Here is a 20,759-nt window from a genome sequence, read left to right on the forward strand (position 1 = left end):
CCCCATGACCCACACAGGCCCCGTCTCCCCTGACGACGCCCCTGCCGCCGGCTCGCCCCGCACCGTGGAGTTCCTCCGCCGGCCGTACCCCAGTGGCGAACGCTCCCGGGGGGCCTGGGGCGTCCGGATCGACGGTGCGGACCTGCGCACCCTCGTCGCCGAAGCCACCCGGGCCGGCTGGTCGCAGGAGTGGGACGCCTCCGAGGAGCCCCCCGACGGACGGGAGGAGCGCCTCCTGAGCCAGCACGCCGCCCTGGTCATGAGCGACGACGCACACGCGCGCCGTCACTTCCTCGGCGACCCCGACCCCGAGCGGCGCGAGCCGGGTACCGGCGCCATGGCCCTGCTGGGGTGCATCTGCGGAACGGACGAGTGCTGGCCCATGATGGCCACCGTCACCGTGACGGCGGACACGGTCACCTGGTCCGGCTTCCACCAGCCCTACCGCCCCGAGTGGGGAGTCCTCGCCCTCGGACCGTACGCGTTCCCGCGCACGGCCTACGAGCAGGCCCTGGCGGCTCCGGTTCGGTTCCGGGGGCGCGGGTTCCTCGACATCGCGGACGCCCCGCGCACCGGGGATTCCGGGCGGACGGAGGAGGCGGAAGAGCCGAGAGAGCCGGGGCGTGACGACCGGCCCTAGGGCCTGTCGTCACACTCCCGCCGTCGCCCGCAGACGGGAGTTTGACGACAGGCCCTAGAACGGATGCCCGCCCGGGGTGGCGCGGAGCGTGGTCCAGCGCAGCTCGGTGAAGGCGTCGAGGTTCGCCTCGCCGCCGAAGCGGGCGCCGGTGCCGGACGCGCCGACGCCGCCGAAGGGGGCCACCGCCTCGTCGTTCACCGTCTGGTCGTTGACGTGCGCGATCCCGACCGGAATCCGCCCCGCCAGGTCCAGCCCGCGCGCCGCGTCACCGGTGACGATCCCGAGGGAGAGCCCGTAGGGACCGGCGGAGGCCAGCTCCACCGCCTCGTCCTCCGTCGCGAAGGACCGTACGGGCGCCACCGGACCGAAGACCTCCTCCGCGTAGGCGGGGCTGTCGTCGCCGGCGCCCGCCAGCACCGTGGGCCGGTAGAAGAGGTCCTGGTGGGCGCCGCCCGTGACGAGCTTGGCGCCCTGTGCGGTGCTGGCTTCCACCAGGCCGTGGACCCGGTCCAGCTGGGACCGGTCGATGAGCGGGCCCAGGTGCACCCGCTCGCGGTACGGGTCCCCGACCGCGAGCTCGTCCGCGCGCGCCGCGAGCCGCTCCACGTACTCGTCGTAGAGCGAGGCGTGCACGAGGTGCCGGCCGGCCGTCATGCAGATCTGGCCCTGGTGGAAGAAGGAGCCCCAGGTCGCCTGCGCGACGGCCGCCGCCACATCGGCGTCGCGGAGCACGACCAGTGCCGAGTTCCCGCCCAACTCCAGGTGGGCGCGCTTGAGGTGACGGCCCGCCAGTTCACCGACGAGCCGGCCGCTCGCGGTGGATCCGGTGAAGGAGACCACCCTGACCAGGGGGTCGGTGACCACTGCCGCGCCCGTCTCGGCGCCGCCGGGCAGGACGTGCAGCAGTCCGCCCGGCAGGCCGGCCGCCGCGAACACGGCGGCGAGTGCCAGCCCGCCGCTGACCGCGGTACGGCGGTCCGGCTTGAGGAGCACCGCGTTGCCGAGGGCGAGCGCGGGCGCGACCGAGCGGATCGAGAGGATCAGCGGTGCGTTGAAGGGCGCCACCACCCCCACGACACCGACCGGTTCGCGGCGGGTGAAGGACAGCCGCGGCGCCTCGCTCGGCAGCACCTGCCCGGCCGGGCGCGAGGCCAGGGCCGCGGCCTCGTAGCACTCCTGCGCGGCGACGTGCAGCTCGAAGTCGGCCTTGCCGGGGATGGATCCGGACTCCCGGACCAGCCAGTCCCGCAGCTCCTGCGCGTGGGCGGTGAACAGGTCACCGGCCCGGCGCAGCACGGCCGCCCGCTCCATGTGGGTGGCCCGCGCCCAGTCCCGCTGGGCCGCGTGGGCCCGTACGGCGACCTCCGCGACATCGGCCGGGGCGGCGAGGTCGATGGTCGCGAGGGTCTGGCCGGTGGCGGGTTCGACGACCGGTGCGGTACCTCCGGTGAGGGTGGGTCCGTCCTGCCAGAGCGTCGGATCGAGGAGCGGCATGGCGCGGGGCCTCCGGGTGCGGGGAGCGTGGCGGCGGGGGGGTGGCGGCAGCACGCGCCATCGTGCCACCCCACCGCGCCGGAGGCATCAATTCTCTTCTTTTGTAGAGCAGTTGACGCCCGACTATGACTGGAAACGATCGACCGGCCGGAGTCGGTTCAGCGCTCCAGCACGAGGGCGATGCCCTGTCCCACACCGATGCAGAGGGCCGCGATCCCGGTGCCGGATCCGGCCGCCGCGAGCTGGTGCGCCACCGAACCGGCCAGCCGGGCGCCCGAAGCACCCAGCGGGTGCCCGATCGCGATGGCCCCGCCGCGCGGGTTGACCACGGCCGGATCCAGCTCGGGCCAGGCGGCGAGGCATCCCAACGCCTGCGCGGCGAAAGCCTCGTTGAGTTCGAAGGCGGCCAGATCGGCGAAACCGCGGCCCGCCTTGGCGAGCGCGCGCTCGACCGCCTCCACCGGCCCCAGGCCGAAGAGCTGGGGCTCGATCCCGGTGACGGCCGACGCGCTGATCCGGGCCAGCGGCTCCCGCCCGGTGGCGGCGAGGCCCTCCTCGTCCGTCAACAGCAGTGCTGCGGCGCCGTCGTTGAGCGGCGAGGCGTTGCCCGCCGTGACCGTGCCGGTGCCGTCGCTGCGGAAGGCGGGCTTCAGGCGCGCGAGCGCCTCCGGGCCGGAACCCTCTCGGATGCACTCGTCACGCAGCAGATCCACACCCGCGTACGGGACCACCTCGGCGTCGTACTGCCCTGCGGCCCAGGCGGCCGCGGCCTTGCGGTGGCTCTCCAGCGCGAAGGCGTCCTGCGCTTCACGGGTGATGCCGTGCTTGTCGGCGACGAGCTCGGCGCCCTCGCCGAGCGAACCGGCCCACTCCGCGGGCATCCGGGGGTTGGTCATCCGCCAGCCGAGCGTGGTGGACCACATCTGCTGGTGCCCGGCGGGGAAGGCGCGCTCCGGCTTCTGCACCACCCAGGGGGCCCGGCTCATGGACTCGACTCCCCCCGCGATGGCGACGGAGGCGTCCCCGAGCGCGATGGCGCGGGCCGCCTGGACGACGGCTTCGAGGCCGGAGCCGCAGAGGCGGTTGACGGTGACCCCGGGCACGGTCACGGGGAGCCCGGCGAGCAGCACCGCCATGCGGGCCACGTCGCGGTTGTCCTCGCCCGCGCCGTTGGCGTCCCCGAAGACGACGTCGTCGATGCGGGCCGGGTCCAGTGCGGGCGTACGGTCCACGAGCGCGCGCACCACGTGGGCGGCCAGGTCGTCGGGGCGGACGCCGGCGAGGGCGCCGCCGAACTTCCCGATCGGGGTGCGGACGGCGTCGACGACGTAGACGTCGCGGACGGTACGGATGCTCATGGAGTCCCTCCGGGGCGAACGGGAGGCGGCGCGGCACACCGACACCACTGTCCGGCCCGGCGCACGCTCCGCCCGCGCCCGGTGGGGCGCGCCCGAAGTCTCCGTCCCCCCGCCCCCGCTGTCAACGGCCCCCAGGCCCCCACCGGGGGCCCGGACCTGCGCAAGATCCAGCCCCGCCGGCGTTTGAGGCGCGGGGGTCCGGGGGCTGGCCCCCGGCGACGGCGCCGCACACGACCACGGCGCGGCGCTTCATACCAGCCCCGCCGGCGTTTGAGGCGCGGCCACGGCGCCGCAGCCGGGAACGGCGGGCCGACCCCCACCCGGATGGAGTCGCTCAGCGTCGGCCCGGCGCCGGGGCGCCCACCCGCCCGGAGCGGCACGGCAGGCTCACGTCGAGTCCCGCGGCACCGCCACCGCAGCCATCAGGTCATGTCTGCGCACGGCCGCCGAGGGCACCCGTACCGCCTCGTCGACCAGCGCCGCCAGCCGCTCCCCGGTCGGCATCTCGATCTGCACCGTGCTGAGCCTCGGCCGCAGCAGCCGTCCGATCAGCAGATCGTCCGCGCCCATGACGGCGACGTCCTCCGGCACCCGCAGCCCCACGTCCTGGAAGGCCCGCATCAGGAGCATCGCGTACTCGTCGTTGTACGCGAACGCCGCCTCGAGCCCGAGCGAGCTCCACCGCTCCGCCAGCTCGGCCGCCGACTCCTCCGAGTAGGCCATCCGCAGGGCCACGATCTCCGCTCCCGCCACGGACCGCGCACCCTCCAGGCGGGGCGTGGAGAACAGCTCCAGCCCCTGCTCCTGCGGCACGACCACGCCGATCCGCCGCCGGCCCCGCCCCACCAGGTGCTCCGCCGCCCGCGCTCCGACCTCCGCCTGGTCCATGACCAGCGCGTGCGCCCCGGCCACGGCCTGCGGCCCCATCGTCAGCACCGCGCGCGCCCCGGCCCGCTTGAGCGTGGCCACGTTGTGCGCGGACAGGGTGATCTCCCCGAGGGAGAGCACCGCGACCGGCCGCAGTTCGGCCCAGGCCCGCGCGGCCTCGTCACCGGTGAGGCCGAGGCTGCCGTACTGGACCACCGTGTAGTCGAGGCTGCGCAGCGCCCACTGCAACTCGTTGAGGAAGGTGCTGTACAGCGGGCCGATCGGCACGTGCGAGGTGGGCAGCAGGACGATGCGCGTGTGCCCGGCGCGCAGGCTGCGGGCGGCCGCGTGGGGGACGTAGCCGAGCTCTTCGGCGGCCTCGCGGACCTTGCGGCGGGTCGGCTCGCTGATGCGTACGGCCTCCGCGTTGTTCAGGACGTACGAGACCGTCGCGCGCGACACTCCGGCGAGCCGGGCGACGTCCGCGCTGGTCGGCACGGGCGGCGGCCCGGACGGAGACGGTGACGGCGACGGCGACGGCAGCGTGGGGGTCGCGGGCGGCGTGGGGGGCTTCGGCGGCTTCGGTGACTGAGACATTGCCGTGGCATCTTTCCAGACCGTTTGTGCCCAGGGGCTAGCGGATGGCCGGAAACCAATGCTACACAGTGGTTACACGATTCACTGACACGTGTAACCAGGACGTCACCCCGGCTTCACCAAGGGTGTCTCCACACGTGCCGGTGCCGTGTCCAGCCGTGCCGCCGCCCTGCCGCGTTCCGTCGCACCCCCGCCGTCGTGACGGGGCGGCGCGCACACCTCCCCACACCCCTCAGTGCACCCCTCCCGTATCCCTCGCCCCTTACCAAACTGCCCAGGAGGGCACCGTGGCCCTTTCCTCCCCCGGCACCGGCACCGCCGCCGCCACCACCGACGCCCCCGCCTCCCCGCGCGGCCTGCTCCCCTTGCTGCTCGTCGGCAACGGCGCCATGTACGCGCTCTACATCGGCGTCGCCGGCGTACTCCTCGCCCTCCAGGTCGAGGACATCGACGCGGCGAACAAGGTCGCCAACTTCGGCCTGATCGCGGGGGTCTCGGCGATCTTCGCGACCGTTTTCAACCCGGTCGCGGGCGCCCTGTCCGACCGCAGCGGACGGCGCAACCCCTGGATCCTGGGCGGTGGACTCGCCGCGATACCGGCGATGTTCCTGCTCGGCGCCGCGGACACGATCCTGCTCATCACCATCGCCTGGTGCCTCGGCCAGGCCGTGATGAACATCTACCAGGCCGCCATCACCTCCGTGGTCCCCGACCGGGTGCCCATGAGCGCCCGCGGCAAGGCCTCCGCGGCCGTCGGCCTCGGCCTGCCGCTGGGCTCGACCATCGGCGCCCTGATCGGCGCGGCCTTCTCGGACGACTACCGCACCGGATACCTGATCTTCGGCGCGATCGTCGCCGGCGCCGCCGTCCTGTTCACCACCTGCACCCGCGAGGAACGGCGCCCCGCCAAGCCCTCCATGCCGGTCAAGGAGCAGCTGGTCGCCTTCGCGAGCGCCCTGCGGGACCACGACTTCCGCTGGGCGTTCATCGGTCGGGCTCTGCTGGTCCTCGGCTACTTCGCGGTGAGCGGCTACCAGCTGTACATCCTCCAGGACCACACCGTGCTGCCCGAGGGCATGAAGCCGGAGGCGGCGGTCGCCATCATGATGCCGCTGACCAGCGTGGCGATGGTCGTCTCCACCGTCCTGGGCGGCTGGCTCTCGGACAAGTACGACCGCCGCAAGCTCTTCGTCGGCGCCTCCGCCCTGCTGTCCGCCGTCGCGCTGGTGATCCCGGCCCTGTCGACCAGCTGGACGGCCATGCTGGCCTTCGCCGTGATCAACGGCCTCGCGTTCGGCTGCTACATGGCCGTGGACACCGCACTGGTCACGATGGTGCTCCCCAAGGCGGAGGACGCCGCCCGCGACATGGGCGTACTCAACATCGCCAACGCCGGCCCGCAGATCGTCGCCCCCTTCATCGCCTCGGTGATCGTGTCCGTGAGCGGCGGCTACACGGCCCTGTTCATCGCGGCCGCCGCCCTGGCGGTGGCGGGCGCCCTGGCGGTCAAGCCGATCCGCAGCGTCCGCTGACGACTCGGCCGCCACCCCCGCTCTCCCTCACCACCCACCACCCCTGACGACGAAGGACACCACCGTGCAGCTCCACACCCACACCTGGGGCGAAGGCGACCGCATCGCCCTCCTGATCCACGGGATCATGGCCGACCACCGGACCTGGCGCCGGGTCGGACCCGCCCTCGCCGAGCGCGGCTACCGCGCCATCGCCGTGGACCTGCGCGGCCACGGCGCCAGCGGCCGGGGCGAGTACAGCCCGGAGGCCTTCGCCGACGACGTGGTCGAAACGCTCCCGGCCGGCGCCGAGCTCGCCATCGGCCACTCCCTGGGCGGCCTGACCCTCTCGAAGGCCGTCGACCGCCTGAAGCCGAAGCGCGCCGTGTTCTCCGACCCTGCCTGGCACTTGGCGGAGCTCGGCGAGGGCTTCGGCCCCGAGATGTTCGCCCAGTTCAAGTCCGCGCCCAAGGAGCAGATCCAGGCGATGAACCCGCGCTGGGAGGAGGCCGACGTGGACGTCGAACTGGCCACCCTGGCCGTCTGGGACGAGGCCACCGCCCTGAGCCTGACCCCGCTGATGGGCACCGACCTGCTGCCGGCCGCGCCGGTGGTCCCGTCCCTCGTACAACTGGCGGACCCGAGCTTCCTGATCTCCCCCGAGCGCGCGGCGGTCCTCAAGGAGCGCGGCTTCGAAGTCCGCTCGGTCACCGGCGCCGGCCACACCATCCACCGAGACGACTTCGACGGCTTCATGGCCTCCCTGGAGGGCTGGCTCTAGGCCCCGGCCCCGGCCCCGGCCCCACCAACAAGGAGCCTCCTCCCCACCACCCATTCCCCCCGCCCTCCCGGCAGAACTCCCCGTTCAGCCGGGAGGGCGGGGCAGTTGATCGCGGCGAACCGCACAGACCGCCACCGCCCGCATCCCCCGCCCACCCCTTTTGATTCACTTGCTCACATGGGGAGAACCACAACACTCATCGACCACACACGACGACTACTGGCGCACGAGCGGCGCCAACTGGCGAGCCTCGTCTTATGGGTGACCCGGCGCACGCACGGGGTGGGGGGCACCGGCATCGCCGTCGGATACGCGCGGGCTCAAGCCCCGATGGCGTACGGGCTGGTGTTCTTCTGCGCGATCGAGACGGTCGGCGTCTCCATCATGCTCGCCCCTTATCCGGTCGCCCACTTGACCATGCTTCCCATAGACCTCTACACGGTGCTGCTCGCCTTGGGGCTGCACGCCACCGCCGTCACACGCCCTCACGTCGTAGGACCCGGCGGCCTATGGATACGGCGCGGCGCGCGGCTCGACCTGCTCATACCGCTGGACCACGTCGCGTCCGCCCGCTACGACCTCCGCTTCCCGAACGCGAACGACCCCGAAGACGGCGTGTTGGACGTGGCCATCGCCTCACAGACTTCGATCACCATCGACCTGACCCACCCGGTCACCCACGTAAGCCTCTTGGGCCGCCGCAAGCAGGTCCACACGGTCCGCTGCCACGCCGACGACCCCCGGACGGCGGTCTCGGCGATCAACAACCTGCTACCGATCGACAGGTGACCTCCGCCCTCCTGGGGAAGTGGTCATCACCCGCCTCAGTCGAGGACGGCCGTGGCTTCGACCTCGACGAGGAGGTCGGGTTCCCCCAGCGCCGCGACGCCCAGCAAGGTGATCGGCTTGACGGGGTCGATGCCCAGCTTGGCCGCCGCCCGGGCCACGCCCTCCCCCAGCAGCGGCATCTTCTCGGGGCTCCAGTCGACGACGTAGACGGTCAGCTTCGCCACATCGTCGAAGGATCCGCCGATCTCGGCCAGGGCGGTGCCGATGTTGAGATAGCACTGCTCGACCTGAGCGGCGAAGTCCCCCTCACCGACCTTCCGACCCTCGGCATCGCGCGCGACCTGGCCCGCGAGGAACACCAGCTTCGATCCGGTGGCGATCGAGAGCTGGCGGTACACGTCTGGTTTCGGCAGCCCGTTCGGGTTGACCAGCTTCACGGCCATGACGGCTCCTTCTCGTCGGTGCGCACGCTCCGGCGTGCAACTCCTCAAAGCATAGCGCTGCTATGTATTGTAGGAACATGGCGCGAACCAAGGACCCGGCGATCCGCTCCCTCCTGATCGAGCGGGCCGCGATGATGCTGCGCACCCGCGAACCGGTCACCCTCCGCTCGCTCGTGGCCGGCACCGGCGTGTCGACGATGGCCGTCTACACCTACTTCGGCGGCATGGACGGCCTGTGGACGGCGATGCGCCAGGAGGGCTTCAAGCACCTGGCGGCCAGGCTCGACGCCGTGGCCATGTCCACGGATCCGGTACGGGACTTGGCCGCGCTCGGAGCCGCCTACGTGGACAACGCCCTGGCCGCCCCCGACCTCTACCGGATCATGTTCGACGCCGGTTTCGAGCTCGAGGACGCCAAGGCCGCTGACGAGACCTTGCACTGTCTCGTCAGCGCCGTCGAACGCGCCAAGACCGGCGGCCGCTTCCGCGACGACATCGACCCCCTGACCCTGGCGACGCAAAGCTGGGTGATCGGCCACGGACTCGCGTCCCTGGTCGCGACGGGCCCCCTGCCGCACCAAGTCCTCAGCCAGGGCGTGCCCATGCTGACCGCACTGTTCACGGGCTCCGGCGACGCCGCCGACAGGTGCCGCCGCTCCGTCGAACTCGGCTGGCAGACAGCGCCCGTCCCACCCGAGGAAGGACGCTCGACTCCCGGGACGCCGCCCGGCACCCCGCGCGGCCACCCGGTAACCTCGCCCGAATGACGGCACTTTCACACCAGAGCAACGGTCACGTCGAGCAGCCGGGCCGCGACGGGCACACCGCGACCGCCGAGGCCGATCCGCATGCCATCGGGCCGGTGCAGACCTCGTACGCCCCCGATTGCGACGGGGATCCCGATCCCGGCGAGATCGTGTGGACCTGGGTTCCGTACGAGGAGAACGACGGGCCACCGATCCCTCTCTTCTCCTCTAGACCCGTGCCGACCAGCCAAAACATGCAGAAACGGCCTCCCGAGATCTTCCTCGGGAGGCCGTTTCTGCATGTGCGGGGGACATTCGGGGGACATCAGGCTAGGCGGCGGTCTTCCTGTCGCTCGCGCTCGGCTTTCCTGAGATGAGCGTCATCTGTGGTCTGGCCTCCTGCGCCGGTACTGCTGGCTGGTGGTGGGCTCGGGGAACCAGGGCGACGGGGGCCTCTGCGGCTTCCTTCTCGAACTGGGGCAGCAGGCTGGTGTATGTGTCGGCTGTGAGCGAGAAGGTGGCATGTCCCAGCAGTGTCTGGATGGCCTTCATGGAGAGGCCGGCGGCAAGGCTGAGTGAGGCCGCGCACTGGCGTAGGTCGTGGAGCCTGATCGGCGGCATGTCGAGACGCTTGAGGAGGCGATCGAAGACCTTGGAGACGTTGTCGGGGTGCCAGGGCGTCCCGTTGTCCTGGGTGAACACGTATCCGCTGTCGACGTACGGACCGTATTTCTCAGGGCTCTGCTTGTGCTTCGCTTCCCAGTCGACTCGCTTGGCCCTCTGCACGTCGCGCCAGGTGGTCAAGAGTGCGTGCCTAGCGGAGTCGAGGGCGATGGTCCGTCGGCCGCTGCGGCTCTTGGGGGTCTCTTCGAAGAGCTTGTGCGAGGTGTCGGAGACAAGCTGTTGAACGATGTTCGCTGTTCCTCGGGTCATGTCGACCTCGGCCCAGGTGAGTCCTGCGGCTTCACCTCGGCGAGGACCGCGGAACACCTGCAAGTGCCACATCACGTACATGCGGTGGCCGGCGGCGGCGTCGAGGAACTGGCCGGTGAGCTCGGGGGTCCAGACCATGACCGAGCTCGGTTTCTCTCCGGTCTGGCGCCAGCGAGCGACGCGTTCGTCGGTCCACACCAGGGGGCGCGGCTTCTCGTACTTCGGGATGACTACTTCGTCGGCCCAGTTCTCGGTGATGAGCTTTTCCATCGCAGCGGCCTTGAGAGCGGCCGAGAGGGCGTCGAGGATCCGCTTCTGCGTTCCGGGGCCGGTGTCCTGGCGGGGCTTGGCCCGGGCCTCTTTGAGGGCCGCCTTGGCCTCATCCCAGTGCGCGCGGAGCTCCGGCGGGCGTGGCCGGGGAGCCTGCCGCCACGCTTGGCGGGCGGCCTCAGATGCCGCGACGGCCTGGTCCGCCCGGATGCGGTTCTCTTCCTTGACTTTGTTGTAGGTCCAGATGTCCTCGAACATCGCCTGAATGTGCCGAGTTCGGAGTTCTCGCATGGTCAGCTGGCCGAGGGCGGGGATGTACAGGCGCTCGATGAAGTCGGCGTAGTCGCAGCGGGTCTTCCGCTTGAGGTCCACGCGGTTGTTCAGCCAGCGCCGTAGAAACTGTTCGACGGTCTCGCGGGACTCGACCTTGATTCCATGGTTGGCCTCGCTCCAGAGCTCCTGGGCGGCGTGCTGTGCGGCTGCGCGAGTGAGGAAGCCTCCCTTGCGCGGGCGGCGCCGTTCACCGCGTGGCCCGTCGGGCAGGTTGACGTAGTAGTACCAGCTTCCGTGGTCGCGCTTCTTCAGCTCAGGGCAGCTGGTTCCGAGCTCGCGAGCCTTTGCATTGCCGTTCGAGTCGAGAACGGGCTGGCCCGATTCGTCGAGCTTCGGTTCGGTGCACTTGCACCGTTTGTAGATGCTGCCGCTGAACATGGGCGTCCCCCGAATGAGCTTGATTGTCCTTACGTGTCCTCATCTTTCTGTAGCGAGCGGGACGCCTCCTTGGGCACCGTAGGCTTCTGATCAGGTGGCGCGGGGACGAGGGATGTGACCACCTATGTCCTCATCTGTTTCTGCCGTTGCGGGGCGTCCGGCGCGGTGTGCGCAGGGCGGCCCGATGACGATGGCCGAGCTGTTGGAGCCGCCTCCGGCGGTGAGTGTGGCGACGGCTGCGCGGGCACTGGGCATCGGCAAGGACAGGGCGTACGACTTGATCAAGGCGGACTGTTTTCCGGCGCGGATCATCCGACTGGGGTCGACGTCGCGGGTTGCTACGGCCTCGCTCTGGGATGCGCTGGGCGTGTGCGTGAGCTGAGTACGCTGACCTATTTCACAGGAGCCCGCTCCCCGTTCGAGGGGGTGGGCTCCTTGCGATTCTGGCGCTCCGACCTGCTCGTTCAGTTTGTCGATCTTGAATGCCTTCACATTGCCGAACCATTGTGACTTGCGCCACATTCACGCAACCCTCGGAGTCTCTCATCTGCGTAAACGAGCCACGCCCAGCCTGACGACCGATCAGTAAACATGCTGACAGTCCCCCAACACGTACATTGGCCTATTAGAGGCGAGAGCTACGCCTCATCTAGACGCGATCTACACACGATCGAGCGGAGACATAGGGATATGGCACGGCTGTCCGGTTACGTCAACGGCGGGGGCCTAAGCCCTGCCGAGGCGGCGTTCCTCCGGCGGGCGGCATCCCGGCTCTTCGCCACCGACCCCCAAGAGTCAGCGAACGCTGTCGCAAACTGGCTCAACGACGAGGGGCACCGCACCGTTCTCGGTGGTCTGTGGCGCGGCGAGACGCTCATGCGGACTCTCTTGCACCCGAAGATGGCCGGCCTGGACGCGGACGGTGAGCCCATCGAAGGATTCGGGGACACCGTCCTCACCCTGGACGAGCACCGCGCCCTGGTGCGGAACCGCGCGGAGCGCGCCGCGACGAGCGCGCCGCCCCGGGACGCGTACGAGTACCTGGCCACCCAGGGAATCGCGGACTGCGGCGAATGCGGTCACGACGTGTCTGGAGCTCGGGTCAACGCCGAAGCGGGACCGGGCTATCGCTGCCTGCCTCCCACCCGAACCCGCAGTTCGTGCGGCAAGGTCCGCATGAACGCGGACCGCTTGGAAACCGCCCTTGCGGAACAGGTCATCGCCGACCTCCTGCGACCGGGGGTCCACGAGAAGCTGCTGCGGCTCCAGGCGGACGCCCGCAAGGAGCTGGTGCGGCTTCGCACGCACATCGAGGGGGCCGAGGAGCGGTTCGGTGTCCTGAAGTCCATGCGGAAGTCCATGCTCCCCCAGGCCTACAAGGCTGCGGAGCAGGCAACGAAGGATGACCTCAAGGCATGTCGGGCCCGCGTCCGGTTCCTGGAGCAGCTCGCTGCTGTTCCGATCTCGGACGTGAACGACATCGTGAGGTGGTGGAAGTCGGCGCCGCGCGCATCGCAGCGCGGACTCGTGCTGCTGTCGGTGCGGAAGGTCCACGTGCTGGCCTCCGGAGGCGGACGTGGCCACGACCCTCACAGCCGCATCCGGATCGACTGGCGGACGTCAATCGGCTGACAAAGCCACTGTATGCACGAAGGGGCCCCGACCTCGATTGGTCGGGGCCCCTTCGTGCATACAGCCTCAGCTCAGGCTGAGGAAGATCGGCCCGGCGACGCTAGCGCCCAGGACCGTGCCGGCGGCGACCTGGGCGAGGGTGTGGTCGCGAAGTTGCACGCGGGACCAACCGACGAGGAGGACCAGTGCGTAGGCGGCCAGCACCCACAGGCCGTAGGCGAAGCCCAGCATGAGGACGGCCCCGCTCGAGACGGCCGTGTGAACGCTGATCTTCCACTGGGTGGTGATCGCCAGGATTGCGACGAGTGTGGCGAGCATCGCGACAATCAGCGCCGTCATCTCCTTCGGGGCGTCGAGGAGCGTCATGGCACCGATGCAGATGGCGACGGACAGCATGATGCCGGGGATGACGATGAGGCGGTCCTGCCTTCGCCGGACGTGCCGGTCGCCCCAGTAGCCTCGGCGCTCGCCCCATTTGATCCACAGGATGGGGGCGATGCCGCAGAAGAATGCGGCGAACAGGCCCCAGCCGATTCCGGTCAGCCGGTCGGCGTGCCAGCCCATGAGGAGAGTCACCGCGATGATCCACGTCCTCGGTTCCAGGATGTCGGTGACGTGCTGCGCGAGCGTCTTGTCCGCCCCGGATACGGGGGTGTGGGTGGTGGTCATGGTTACGACTCCTGGTAGGTGCGGGCGAATTCGGCGACACGTGGATCTTGGTACGCCTGCGCGAGAGCGAGGATCTTGCGGACCTCGGTGTCGAACTCGGTGTCGGCGTCACCCATCCGGTTCTCGCCGGCGGGTTCGTCAACGGTCGAGTCGGCTCCTCGGAGGCGGGCATCCCAAGCCGCCCGGATCCACAGTGCGTACTCGAACGCCTCCTGTTGCGCGGCAGGTATGTCCGGGGCCTGGGACCGGGCCCGGGCTGCCGCGATCAGTTCCGCCGGGGCGTATGCGCGGAGGACGAGAACTACATCCCAGACCTCGATGAGTCGGCGGTGCAGTCGCAGCCGCGGGGTGCGGCCCACGGGCTTGTCCAGGACTACATCGGGGACGACTTCGGTGAGGCTGGACCACAGCGGCTCAACCTGGCGCAGGGCCCGCCGTGAGCTCGTGGAGTGCCAGAGCACTCCGAGGGCGGGGATTGTGTTGCCGAGGACAATCAGCGTGATCGCTGTGTACTCGAGGAAGTCCGCGATGACCTGGGTGGTGTCGTCGTCAGTGATGAAGTCGGAGCCGGACAGGCGGGTGAGCATGTGGGCGATGCGCCAGGTTGTGTAGATGGCACCGAGCTCCGCCCCCGCACCCAGGAACCTCAGGCCTGCACGGAGGGGGCCGCCCGCCGCGCGGCCGCTGTAGGACAGGAACAGCCAGGCGGAGATCGTCATCGCGACAGTGAGGTAGCCGAGGAAGACCAGGCAGTAGGCCGTGCCATACGGCTGGCCGAGGTTGGCTTCGAAGAAGTTGTGGACCTCGACCGGACGCGGTGTCAGCGCGAAAAGCGTGATGAGCAGCGCGTGGCCCACCGTGGCGACAGCGTAGAGAGCCGGTCGGGCGCGGCGAAGGGATGCCGGCCGGGCCATGGCGATGACGAACAGGAGAACGGCCGTGCTGCCCGCGATACCCAGAATGTGCTGGAGCAAGGTGGCCAGGTTGGTCACTCCGGTGGGCTCGATCAGCAGCCGCTTCACGTTCGGGCGCGCGACCGTGCAGGCCAGGGCGACGCACATAAATGCGGCCCACAACGGGCGTTGACGAGGAATACGTACTGCTGCGGGAAGGCGCGACAGGGCAACAACCCACAGCGTGATGACGACTGCGGTTTTGATGGGTCGGACTTTCTTGCTGAGTGGGGTGTCCAAAGGCGTCGCTGAGACGCTCCAGGACGTCCGTTCCTTCGGTTGTCCGGGACCGCGCCTCGGTACGGCTGGCCTTCTCGTGGATGAGAGTCGCCAGGCTTTCCGCATCCATCTCCTGGGGGCCGGAGTATCTGGTCCGTCCGAGCAGGGACAGCATCCTCGCCGGCGAAATCCCCAAGTACTCATCGAGATTGGTAGGTGCGGAGGCAATGGCCCGGATGCGGGCGGCTTCGGCCCGCATGATGTCGGCGGCAGGCATTCCTGAAGTGTTCGTGCCGAAGGGCTGCGTGCTGCCTTCGATGAGGGAAGCCATGGTTTCCGCCGCGACCTCTACGTCCTCACCGCTGGGTATGTCATCGGTGTCGAAGTGCGGGCCGCGATGTTGCAGCAGCATGTGTGCGATCTCGTGCAGGATGATCTGCACCCTGGAGAATCCTGCTGGCCGCTGGCTTGTAGAAGACGTAGTCGCCTCGATCTGAGCCGAACCACATTCCACAGGGGAGGTCCGGATCGATGGCCGTCAGCTGTGCGATGAACAGGGGGCGTCCCCGGTCGGCGGCTCTCGTTCATGCTGAACGGTTTCGCCACGTAGTCGTCCGCGCCCGTGTCCAGGGCATGGACCTTCTCCTGCGAGGTGCACCCGGTGGAAAGGACCAGGATGGGGACTGCGCTCCAGCGCCGAATGCTCTTGATCACATCGATGCCGTCCATGTCCGGCAGACAAAAATCCAGCAGGATGACGTCGGGTGTGCGGGCAGCGGCAAACCGCAACGCGTCGGCTCCGGTGCCGGCTTCCTGGGACTCGAACTTCCGCGCATGGAGGTTGATTTTCAGCGCGCGGAGGAGCTGAGGGTCACCTTCCACCACGAGCACCCGGGTCATTAGGTGGGCAGCCTTTCCTCCGGTGCTGACGGAAATCCTAAATGACCTGAAAGGTGCGGCTCGTTGATAAACATCCTTGACCGGGGCATGCACGGCCGCAGATGCCCTGCGGCACCCACATGTTCTGAGCCGGGCTCAGCTGTCAGGGGGCCGTCAGCATCAGGCAGATACGGGCCCGGAGCGCGCCGGCGTCACCGGCCTACGGACGGTAGATCAGCTCTGTCAGGAACGCCACGATCACGGTCCACACGCCGATGCCGAGCAGCCACCACCATTCGGTGGCCACTCCTGCTGTGATCATGGCGGTCGCGCCGAGTGTGAGGACGATGATCCTCAGCCGCATGCGGCGGTCCGGCTTGTAGGTCATCTCTGGCATGCCCTTCGTCTCCTCACCCGCGGAATCCTTGAAAGTGGCTGCGTACGCCCTGCGGTGGTCAGCCGCCGACGTGGATGCCGGGGCGGCGGGCTGGGTCGGGTTCGTGGCTGCGGATGATCTCACGGGTGACCGGAGCGGTGTCGCCGCGTCCGAGGAGGAAGTAGCGGACCATGTGCACCAGCGGGCTGCCCTCGGCCCAGGCGAAATGGCAGTGCGGCTGGACGCCGGTGGCATCGCGCAGGGCCAGCAGGATCGCGGCGATGGCGTTCGGTGCGGCCGGCGCGGCCGCGCGCAGGATCCGGTAGCCATCCACGTCGACGCCGTGGACGGTGAGGGTGTCGCTGAAGTCGGAGGGGTCGACGACGTCGATCTCGAGGAAGAGGACGTCTGCGCGGCCGGGTACCGGGTTGACGCCGCGCTGTTCGCGTTCCTTGTCGCTGTACTCGGCGGCGTCGCCGGCCTGGCGGCGGTTGGCGATGATGTTGATGGAGTTGTCGTGGGCGAGGGTGTCGTTGATGAACCGGCGGGCGTCGGCGTCGAAGACGATGCGGTCGGCGCGCAGTTCGGTGGTGCGTGAAACGCGGGAGATCAGCGACACGGTGATGATGCCGGCGATGAAGAAGCCGGAGATGACGATGCCGTCGGGCTTGTCGATGATGTTCGCGACCAGGGCGTAGAGCAGGACGGCTGTGAGCAGGGCGAAGCCGATGGTGGTGGCGCGGCGGCGGTGGCGTGCGGTCGAGACGGTGACGGCGAATGCGCCGGAGACCATCATGGCGAGGATGCCGGTGGCGTAGGCGCCGGCCTGTTCGTCGACGTCGGCGTTAAAGGCGATCGTGATGATGATGCACAGGGCGGTGTAGACGATCACGACGGGGCGCACGGCGCGTCCCCATTCGGGGGCCATGCCGTAGTCGGGCAGGTAGCGGGGGACGATGTTGACCAGTCCCGCCATGGCGGAGGCGCCGGCGAACCACAGGATCAGGATGGTGCTGATGTCGTAGACGGTGCCGAACGCCTCTCCGACATGTTCGTGGGCCAGCCAGGCGAGGGCGCGGCCGTTGGCGGCGCCGCCCGGTTCGAAGAGCTCGTGCGGGATGAGGAGGGTGGTGACGAAGCTCGCGGATAGCAGGTAGACGCTCATGACGAGCGCGGCGGTGGTCAGCAGCCTGCGGGTGTTGCGGATCCGCGAGCGCAGCCGCTGCTCGGTGTCGTCGCCTTCTGCGGCGACCAGCGGCATCATGCTGACTCCGGTCTCGAAGCCCGACAGGCCCAGCACCAGCAGGGGGAAGGCGAGCAGCGCGGGGCCGACCAGGGCGCCGAAGCCGCCTCCGCCCGCTGCGAGGGCGTCGGTCCACGCGGACCAGGCCCCGGGAGTGGTGAACACGTGGGCCATACCGATGCCGATGACGACCGCGTTCAGGACGAGGAACACGGCGACCAAGGGGATGGCCACGCTGACCGCTTCGCTGAACCCCAGGAGGAACACCCCTCCGAGGACCAGCAGCAGGGCGACGGTGAGGGCGACCTCGTGGCCGTGTAGCACCGCGGGGAAGAAGGGGTTCTCCACCACGTGCACGGAGGCATCCGCGGTGGACAGGGTGATCGTGATGATCCACGACGTGGCCACGAAGCCGAGCAGGATGAGCACGAACAGCTTGCCCCGCCAGAACGGCAGCAGGTCCTCCAGCATCGCCACCGATCCGGCGCCGTGCGGGCTTTCCTTCGCCACCCGCCGGTACATCGGCAGCATCCCCAACAGGGTCAGCGCCACGATCAGCAGCGTCGCCAGCGGCGACACCGCCCCTGCGGCAAGGGCGGCGATCGCAGGCACGTAGGCCAGGCTGGAGAAGTAGTCGACGCCAGTCAGACACATCACCTTCCACCACGCGTGAGGCAAGGCGTGCCCTTCACCCGCAGCAGGACCCACCGGCTGCACCTGGTGCCGCAGCATCCACCGCGCCAGCCCGCCAGACGGCTCAGACCGCAGAGCAGGACTGTCTACCACCTCCGGCATACCGGACTGATCCGCGTCCTTCATGTCCCCCAGCAACCTTTCCCGGCCTGTTCAACGCACCCACACGACGGCCACCAGCTCAGGCCTCGCGACGATCATCGAGTATGAGCCCGCCGCCGAGGCGAACACGCACCGGACAAAACCACTCCGTTACCGCCCTGCTTCGTGCGCCCAGAGCGCCACCCACCGCCCCGGCTACGATCTCCAACCTCAACAAGCCACCCAGGAAGCGGCAAAGCACCAGCCAGCGAGACGCGCCACCGCCCTTTACCTTGTGCCCGGAGGACACCACAGCACTTGTTGCCGCATCCCAACCCCCAAAAATCCTGACGCATCCTTAACGCCCGTCAGGACGCACAACGGCAACTCCTCTGGCAGAGCCCGGCACCCCACGTAGCGGGAGCCCGGAGCAGCCCAACGCAGCAACAAAACCCTGCCTCCGAGAGGGGCACCTCCGCAGGCTCGCCGTCCCACCCGCTGACCTCGACCGCTCGACGCCCTGGTGCGAGGCAAGAAGTGCAGAGAAGGCACGAGCCGTCACAAGGGCGATGGTGTGGAGTGGTGGGGCCCGGCCACCCAGACACGGCGGCTGCGGTCCACGCCCCCTCGTCCCGGGCCACCGTCACGCAGCAGGTCTCGGGGCGAGGCGAGCGGATCAGGTGCGCACTGTTCGCTCCCTTACGCTGAAGGCGGCGTGGGGCTGTCGAGGGTGATCTTCTCGTGGGCCTGCGCACTTTCGTGTCCGACGCCTGGTCGTGGCTGAACTACAAGCCGATGATGACGGCCGCCAGCGGCGGCCGCCCTCATCGGTCCCTCGCACCTCAGGTGCAGGCGACATGGGTTCCCCGTGATGCTCTGCGCCGGCTGGCCGCGTACAAGATCCTCGCCGCGTACGACGCGAATCAGGCCGGGGAGCTGGCCGTCCTCACCGGCAACGACGCGGGCGCCGAACGGCGCGAGTTCGGTGCCGCCGCCGTCTTCGTCGATACCGCGCTCGCGCACCTCCTCGGCAAGTCCCAGCAGATCGTAGTTGCGGGCGCCGAGCACGCCGGGGCCGACGAGCCCGACCCGCAGGCGCAGGCCGCGGCCGCCGTGCAGCTGCTGTTGCGTGGCTGGGCGGAGAAGGAGCTCCTGCCGCTGCGCATGCAGGCCGCCGAGCGCAAGGCGGTGCTGCTCGGGGACGCGGTGTACCTGCTGGCCTGGGACCCGGACAAGGGGAGGGTGCGGCTGCGGACATTCGACCCCGGATTCTACTTCCCCGTGCTGGATGAGGACGCGGATCCGGGCGACTACCCGCGGCGCGTCCATCTGGCCTGGGAGATACCCGAAGAGCGGACCTACCCGTGGGCGGACCGGCCCTCCAGCACCACCTGCTTCCTCACCGACGCGGAGTGGAACCTCGATGACCTGCGCCACGGACAGAGCCTCGACGACCTGCCGCTGGACAAGGCCCGGTTCCGGACCCGCTCGGACGGGGAGGTCCTGCACCGTCTCGACCTGCGCTTGGACTTCCTGCCGATCGTCCACATCAGCAACACCGTGGCCGACGGCGAGCACTTCGGGCAGTCGTCGCTGGCCCCCGTCATGCAGGTACTGGACGAACTCGCGGAGACCGACACCGACTCAGCGCGCGCTTCGGCGACGACCGGCGCCCCGATCATCGGTCTGGCCGGCGCGCGCGCCGAGGTGGACCGGGTCACGGGCAGGCCCCGCCCGCTGTCGGTGGAGCCGGGCACCATCTTTCAGTTGGCCGACGGCGGACGCATGGACGTCTTGGACACCTCCGGGCAGCTGGCGGAGCTCCGCGCCCGCGTGGAGGAAATCCGGGAGAGGGCGGCCGTCAACGCACGTCTCCCCGCCGTCAGCCTGGGCACGGTCGACCCCTCCGACGTCCCCAGCGGGTACGCCCTCCAGCTGTCCCTGGGCCCGCTGGACTCCCTGGTCGACGCGATGCGCCTGGCCCGCGCGCACAAGTACGGGCTGCTGTTCAAGATGGTGCAGAGGCTCCATCAGGCCGGGCAGGCGGAGGGCTGGCCCGCAGGTGAAAACCTGCCGGTGCGCTTGGCCTTCGGGCCGCACACGCCTACGGACCGCAGTGCCGTCCTGGACGAGGTGGTGCGCGGTGTCGGGGCCTGTGTGCTGAGCCTGGAGACCGGCGTACGGATGTTGCAGGACGCCGGCTACCCGATCGAGGATGCCTTCGAGGAGGTGGATCGGATCACCGTGCGGCGGGAGAAGACGACACCGGCCGGAGCCCGATCGGCCCAGCCGGGCGACGAGGAGGAGGACTCTAGTTCTCCGAAGGGGTCTTGAAGTCCGACTTCTGCTTCGTCTTGAACCGCTCCGTCTGGGCCTGCGCCGACTCGCGCATGTCCTCCTCGGAGACCTTCTGCTTGGTGCCTCCACCCCACTGCGTCACGTAGGTCCCCTTCCCACCAGGGACGTTGTCGATGCGGGAGATAAACAGGCAGTCGCCTGCGAACTCACCGAACTCCGGCCCCAGCACTTGGCCTTCCCTGGGGTCCCGCCCGGCGGCGAGCTGCTTGCCGTCTTCGTCGAAGATGACGCGTTCTTCCTCGGATGCAGCCGTGCGTACGCAGGAATCCGGCGAGGACCCGGGGACGGTGTACTCGGCCTCTTGCAGGGCGGCTGTGTACGCGGTGAACGGTGTGCGGTCCACCCACGGCTGCCATAGCCACAGGGCTCCGCCCACCACCAGGACCACTACGGCCCCGGCGGCCAACCACGCCTTCTTCGGTCGCCTCCCGGCCGCTGCCGTCTTCTCGAGCGATACGCCGTCGATCTCTTCCACGATGCCCCCCATCTGGATAGTCGTGTTGATCATTCCAGGTG

19 protein-coding genes and 1 pseudogene are annotated in these 20,759 nt (G+C 69.6%); 9 read left to right on the forward strand and 11 right to left on the reverse strand.

Annotated features, from left to right (window positions below):
• Positions 1-4 precede the first annotated feature (4 nt).
• Entirely contained in the window at positions 5-640 is a 636-nt protein-coding gene (locus tag ACODT5_RS07280) for a hypothetical protein (protein WP_422518355.1), read from the forward strand.
• A gap of 54 nt (positions 641-694) precedes the next feature.
• Here ACODT5_RS07280 and ACODT5_RS07285 read toward each other — a convergent pair whose 3' ends face one another.
• The 3 genes from ACODT5_RS07285 to ACODT5_RS07295 all read right to left on the reverse strand — a co-directional run bounded on the left by ACODT5_RS07285 (position 695) and on the right by ACODT5_RS07295 (position 4,956).
• Positions 695-2,134 (reverse strand): aldehyde dehydrogenase family protein, encoded by a 1,440-nt coding sequence (locus ACODT5_RS07285; protein ID WP_422518356.1) that lies wholly within the window; start codon positions 2,132-2,134, stop codon positions 695-697.
• 158 nt (positions 2,135-2,292) lie between these two features.
• Positions 2,293-3,492, reverse strand: coding sequence for a thiolase family protein (locus ACODT5_RS07290; RefSeq protein ID WP_385379119.1), 1,200 nt, complete (start codon positions 3,490-3,492; stop codon positions 2,293-2,295).
• Between the two features lie 387 nt (positions 3,493-3,879).
• Positions 3,880-4,956 carry a LacI family DNA-binding transcriptional regulator gene (locus tag ACODT5_RS07295; RefSeq protein ID WP_422518357.1) on the reverse strand — a complete coding sequence of 359 codons (1,077 nt, stop codon included), beginning with the start codon at positions 4,954-4,956 and terminating at the stop codon, positions 3,880-3,882.
• Positions 4,957-5,243: 287 nt separating this feature from the next.
• On the opposite strand from ACODT5_RS07295, the gene ACODT5_RS07300 reads away from it, so the two are divergent.
• The 3 genes from ACODT5_RS07300 (at position 5,244) to ACODT5_RS07310 (ending at position 8,037) form a co-directional block, all read left to right on the forward strand.
• Entirely contained in the window at positions 5,244-6,488 is a 1,245-nt protein-coding gene (locus tag ACODT5_RS07300; RefSeq protein ID WP_422518358.1) for an MFS transporter, read from the forward strand.
• A 64-nt stretch (positions 6,489-6,552) separates the two neighbouring features.
• Complete coding sequence (locus ACODT5_RS07305) at positions 6,553-7,248, forward strand: alpha/beta fold hydrolase (protein WP_243341112.1); 696 nt, start codon at positions 6,553-6,555, stop codon at positions 7,246-7,248.
• Between the two features lie 177 nt (positions 7,249-7,425).
• Positions 7,426-8,037 (forward strand): hypothetical protein, encoded by a 612-nt coding sequence (locus tag ACODT5_RS07310; protein WP_422518359.1) that lies wholly within the window; start codon positions 7,426-7,428, stop codon positions 8,035-8,037.
• A gap of 35 nt (positions 8,038-8,072) precedes the next feature.
• Here ACODT5_RS07310 and ACODT5_RS07315 read toward each other — a convergent pair whose 3' ends face one another.
• Positions 8,073-8,480, reverse strand: coding sequence for a RidA family protein (locus tag ACODT5_RS07315; protein WP_385379132.1), 408 nt, complete (start codon positions 8,478-8,480; stop codon positions 8,073-8,075).
• Positions 8,481-8,557: 77 nt separating this feature from the next.
• Here ACODT5_RS07315 and ACODT5_RS07320 point away from each other — a divergent pair, with 77 nt between their 5' ends.
• Together ACODT5_RS07320 and ACODT5_RS07325 are read left to right on the forward strand one after the other, a co-directional pair.
• Positions 8,558-9,247 carry a TetR/AcrR family transcriptional regulator gene (locus tag ACODT5_RS07320; RefSeq protein WP_422518360.1) on the forward strand — a complete coding sequence of 230 codons (690 nt, stop codon included), beginning with the start codon at positions 8,558-8,560 and terminating at the stop codon, positions 9,245-9,247.
• A pseudogene (locus tag ACODT5_RS07325) lies at positions 9,244-9,432 on the forward strand (type II toxin-antitoxin system PemK/MazF family toxin); the annotation flags it as partial. The gene ACODT5_RS07320 and the pseudogene ACODT5_RS07325, both read left to right, overlap by 4 nt.
• A gap of 124 nt (positions 9,433-9,556) precedes the next feature.
• On the opposite strand, the gene ACODT5_RS07330 reads toward ACODT5_RS07325, so the two are convergent.
• On the reverse strand, positions 9,557-11,140 hold the full coding sequence (locus ACODT5_RS07330; RefSeq protein WP_422518361.1) for a tyrosine-type recombinase/integrase: 1,584 nt from the start codon (positions 11,138-11,140) through the stop codon (positions 9,557-9,559).
• A 184-nt stretch (positions 11,141-11,324) separates the two neighbouring features.
• Here ACODT5_RS07330 and ACODT5_RS07335 point away from each other — a divergent pair, with 184 nt between their 5' ends.
• Together ACODT5_RS07335 and ACODT5_RS07340 are read left to right on the forward strand one after the other, a co-directional pair.
• Entirely contained in the window at positions 11,325-11,522 is a 198-nt protein-coding gene (locus tag ACODT5_RS07335) for a DNA-binding protein (RefSeq protein ID WP_422518362.1), read from the forward strand.
• A 494-nt stretch (positions 11,523-12,016) separates the two neighbouring features.
• Complete coding sequence (locus tag ACODT5_RS07340) at positions 12,017-12,772, forward strand: recombinase zinc ribbon domain-containing protein (RefSeq protein ID WP_422518363.1); 756 nt, start codon at positions 12,017-12,019, stop codon at positions 12,770-12,772.
• 66 nt (positions 12,773-12,838) lie between these two features.
• Here the strand turns inward: ACODT5_RS07340 and ACODT5_RS07345 are convergent, their stop codons facing one another.
• The 5 genes from ACODT5_RS07345 to ACODT5_RS07365 form a co-directional block, all read right to left on the reverse strand.
• Positions 12,839-13,441, reverse strand: coding sequence for a hypothetical protein (locus ACODT5_RS07345; protein WP_422518364.1), 603 nt, complete (start codon positions 13,439-13,441; stop codon positions 12,839-12,841).
• A 2-nt stretch (positions 13,442-13,443) separates the two neighbouring features.
• Entirely contained in the window at positions 13,444-14,634 is a 1,191-nt protein-coding gene (locus ACODT5_RS07350) for an MAB_1171c family putative transporter (RefSeq protein WP_422518365.1), read from the reverse strand.
• 327 nt (positions 14,635-14,961) lie between these two features.
• The gene (locus ACODT5_RS07355; RefSeq protein WP_422518366.1) at positions 14,962-15,513 is read right to left on the reverse strand and encodes a response regulator; all 552 of its coding nucleotides are present in this window, start codon (positions 15,511-15,513) and stop codon (positions 14,962-14,964) included.
• A gap of 199 nt (positions 15,514-15,712) precedes the next feature.
• The gene (locus tag ACODT5_RS07360; RefSeq protein ID WP_422518367.1) at positions 15,713-15,889 is read right to left on the reverse strand and encodes a hypothetical protein; all 177 of its coding nucleotides are present in this window, start codon (positions 15,887-15,889) and stop codon (positions 15,713-15,715) included.
• Positions 15,890-15,947: 58 nt separating this feature from the next.
• Positions 15,948-17,906, reverse strand: a complete 1,959-nt coding sequence (locus ACODT5_RS07365; protein ID WP_422519583.1) for an APC family permease — start codon at positions 17,904-17,906, stop codon at positions 15,948-15,950.
• A 720-nt stretch (positions 17,907-18,626) separates the two neighbouring features.
• On the opposite strand from ACODT5_RS07365, the gene ACODT5_RS07370 reads away from it, so the two are divergent.
• Complete coding sequence (locus ACODT5_RS07370) at positions 18,627-20,219, forward strand: hypothetical protein (RefSeq protein ID WP_422518368.1); 1,593 nt, start codon at positions 18,627-18,629, stop codon at positions 20,217-20,219.
• Here ACODT5_RS07370 and ACODT5_RS07375 read toward each other — a convergent pair.
• Entirely contained in the window at positions 20,197-20,751 is a 555-nt protein-coding gene (locus ACODT5_RS07375; protein ID WP_422518369.1) for a hypothetical protein, read from the reverse strand. The genes ACODT5_RS07370 and ACODT5_RS07375 overlap by 23 nt on opposite strands.
• Positions 20,752-20,759 lie beyond the last annotated feature (8 nt).

It is taken from the genome of Streptomyces tatrensis (assembly GCF_049310065.1).
Lineage (GTDB): Bacteria > Actinomycetota > Actinomycetes > Streptomycetales > Streptomycetaceae > Streptomyces.